4 protein-coding genes are annotated in these 3,369 nt (G+C 49.1%); all 4 read right to left on the bottom strand.

All coding sequences use genetic code 11. The features are described 5' to 3' along the window. Nucleotides 1-240, bottom strand: a 240-nt coding sequence (locus tag Q0241_RS11865) for an ATP-binding cassette domain-containing protein (protein ID WP_299377610.1), incomplete at its 3' end; no start/stop codon positions are given. Between the two features lie 175 nt (nt 241-415). Next, a complete protein-coding gene (locus Q0241_RS11860) occupies nt 416-1,390 on the bottom strand; it encodes a hypothetical protein (RefSeq protein WP_299377608.1) in 975 nt (324 codons plus the stop codon). Then, entirely contained in the window at nt 1,387-2,511 is a 1,125-nt protein-coding gene (locus Q0241_RS11855) for an aminotransferase class I/II-fold pyridoxal phosphate-dependent enzyme (RefSeq protein ID WP_299377606.1), read from the bottom strand. Before Q0241_RS11855 ends, Q0241_RS11860 begins: the two co-directional genes overlap by 4 nt. Beyond that, on the bottom strand, nt 2,504-3,369 hold an 866-nt coding region (locus Q0241_RS11850; protein WP_299377604.1), incomplete at its 5' end, for a threonine/serine dehydratase. The genes Q0241_RS11850 and Q0241_RS11855, both read right to left, overlap by 8 nt.

The following is a 3,369-nucleotide window of genomic DNA, read 5'->3' as shown; positions in this document are numbered from 1 at the left end:
TGTCATGAGTTCTTCGGGAACATTTTGTTCTACGTACCCGACCTTTAATCCACGTGCGCGGGTGATATCTCCCTCGGTTGGCTCTAACCCGCCAGCAAGGCAACTTAGCAGCGTGGATTTCCCACGACCATTGGCGGCAACCAAACCAATATGATCACCCTTGTTGATGGAAAAATTCAGGTTTGAGAAAAGCGGCATACCAAGGGTAATGCCCAGATCTTTGGCATTTAAAAGTGTCATAACGGTCTCGAGAAGCGCAACAGAATCAAATTTGAAGCACTACCTTTGCCCTAAACCCTTTATCAGGGACCCCTTTGCCCGTGAGATAGCCTATTGAAGACTGGGAGAGGTAGAATTATCTGCCGAGAATGCAACCTTCCCCCCAAGGTTTCAAGTCTTTTATATACTTTACAATCTAAGTCCTGCCCTGTTTGATTTTTAACCGTTCCCAAACCAGTGATGCCACCGCGATGTCTTCGGCGGCAATGCCGGTTAGGTCGGCGATGGTAATATCATCAGCATTTAAGCGTCCCGGCTGTTCACCCGCCAGAACCAGCCCCAGTGAAACAGCGCGATCTTGCGAGATTAAACCACCACGAACTGCATGGCCCAGATCACCGTGATGGACACATTGCGCAAGGTCATCGACCATTATAGCCGCAGCTTGTTCGAACAATACCGCATCCAGTTCCTGTTTTCCCGGATTATCCGCCCCCATAGCAACGATATGCGTGCCCGGTTGCACATCATCTTTTAGCACCAATGCTGTTGGCGACGGAGTTGTTGTAATGACAAGATTACATTGACCGAGTAGTTCTTTCACTTCTGATACAGAGCTTACCTCATATCCCTGCGCAGTCATGTCAGTGACATACTTTGTCACCTGTTCGGGATTGCGCCCATAAACGACGATAGACTTCAACCCCAACAGGCGGCATGTCCAGTACGCCTGAAGACGTGCCTGTTCCCCTGTGCCGATAATGCCTATTGCCTTCACATTATCCGGTGCGCCAGCCTGTGCCGCCAAAGCCCCCGCGGCTGCGGTGCGAATATCTGTGAGCCACCCCTGGTCATCCAACACACAGACGGGCGCGCCCGTTTGCGCACTCAGGACCAGCATCATGCCACTGTTGGGGGACAGGCCAAGCTTGCCGTTATCTCGAAAACCACTTGCGATTTTCACAACAAAAGTATCGGCCCCTTTTTGATGACCGTATTTGATGTGGCACTCTCCGACTGCCGGATTATCAATTTGCAAAATACCCGGTGGTGGTGAGTTTACCTCCCCTCGCCCATGAGAAACCAAGGCCCCCTTTACAGCGGTGAGAACATCATCTTCGCTCAAACAAGCTTGAATCTCCTCAAGCGTTATGATCGGTAAAGTATTCATGTGTTGCTCTTGAGATAAGCACGAAAAGCGGCCAATCCTTCATCGATATTTTTGCGACCAAAGCCAATCCGAAAACGGTTCCAGGTGACAGGCAACAAGTCGGATTTGTAAATCCGTGGTGGTAACAACAGCACGCCAGATTTATTGATCAAGTCTTCACAAAATTCATCCGTTGTTCCCTTACCTTTGTATGCTGGAAAGCCAACACAGCCTCCATCTGGCACTTGCCAATCAAACAGGTCTGGAAATTCATCAAAAAATGCTGTTAACTTGCCTGCGTTTTCTTTGACCAACTTGCGATTGGTCGCCAAGATCTGTTCCCGCGCGCGCAGAGCAACAATCGACAACCACTCGCTCGGCCCGGAATTACATATAGACAGATAGTGTTTGTAACATTCCAAACGTTTGAGAAGATCCCGATCCTGACAAGCAATCCAGCCGATACGTAATCCTGGCAACCCATAGGCTTTTGACATCACATTTAACGACAGGGCCTTTTCATAAACATCTGCTGCCTGTGGCAGTCGCAAGCTCTCATCCCGTTCAATCCCCCGATAGACTTCATCACTGAACAGATAAATTCCGTGAGCACGGCAAAGCTCTATCAAACGATCAAAAGAACTGCGTTTTAAAATCGCACCTGTCGGATTGTTGGGAAAGTTAATAGAAATCAGTTTAGTATTGGGCCTGATTGCATCTTGCACAGCGTCCATATCCAGCGACCAGTTATCATCTGGATCGAGCGGAACACCCGTTACATCACAGATATCAAGGGGCAGTGTTTCCGCCGCCTGATAATTGGGCACCACAACAATGGCATGATCCCCGGGCTCCAACAGAACCCTCATGGCCACATAAACGCCTTCCTCTGCACCAGCAAAGCACAAGATATCTTCCGACGCTAACCCGTCATAGGTGTTGGCGATTTCTTGCCGCAACAGCGGATGCCCAAAGGTTTCCGTATAACTTAACGAGAGATCATAAAACTTTTCGCGGTCTTCTTCGCTTGCCATTGCCAAAAGTTCATTAAGGGTCATGCTTTGAATATCAGACGCCGTCATATGGTATCTGGCTTTGAACTCCCAGTCAGAAAAGAAAGTTTCCAGTGAAAAATTACGCATTTCTTTTCTCTCCCTCTACTGAGTTGAGCACATCACAAAATGTTTCGTAGCCGATGTTACGTCCACAGATCACAACCGCGATCTTCTTGCCTTGATAATCGCTTCCGATTTTAAGGGCCGCAGCAACGGCAACACCCGCAGATCCCTCAACAATAAAGCGTTCATTGGCCGCAACATCGCGCATGGCTTGCGCAATTTCTTCTTCGTTGACCAAGACATGACGATCAATAACCTGCTGACAAATCGGAAAAGTAACGGTGCCTTCTTCAACACCACCTGCGGATCCATCGGCAAGCGTGTCGGCTTCCCACGCCTCATAGATTTCACCTTTTTCCAGACAATGATGCATGGACGCGGCATTTTCGGCCCAGCATCCAATAATATCCGTATCAGGCAAACACGATTTGAGATAACTTCCCACGCCGGAAATAAGTCCGCCACCACCAACACAGATATAAACAGCAGCAAGATCAGGGCATTGCGCCGCCAGCTCTAAACCAATTGTTCCTTGTCCGGCGATAACATCCAGATCAGCATAGGCTGAAACATAAGTGATACCCTGTTTCGTTGCTGCCGCTCTTGCCGTACGCTCGCTATCCACACAGGTGCCTTCGACCAAAACGGTCTTCGCCCCCATTCTGGTGATATTTCCATGCTTCAGGGGGGAAACAGTATCCGGCAAGTAGATTGTGGCTTCTACATTCCCAACGCTGGCAGCCTGGGCCGTTGCCATACCATGGTTTCCCGTTGATGCTGTGGTTATACCCTTTGCCCGTTGTTCTTCTGACAAGGTCAGAACCTTATTCATCGCCCCGCGCATTTTAAAGGAACCCGTCCGTTGTAAATGCTCACCCTTTA

This window comes from uncultured Kiloniella sp. (assembly GCF_937128705.1).
Taxonomy (GTDB): Bacteria; Pseudomonadota; Alphaproteobacteria; order Kiloniellales; family Kiloniellaceae; genus Kiloniella.
This window is presented reverse-complemented; position numbering and strand designations above follow the sequence as displayed.

What these genes read in the sequence shown, in the direction of transcription:
- Q0241_RS11860 (WP_299377608.1), bottom strand. Translation starts at nt 1,390, where the DNA reads ATGAATACTTTACCGATCATAACGCTTGAGGAGATTCAAGCTTGTTTG.
- Q0241_RS11855 (WP_299377606.1), bottom strand. Translation starts at nt 2,511, where the DNA reads ATGCGTAATTTTTCACTGGAAACTTTCTTTTCTGACTGGGAGTTCAAA.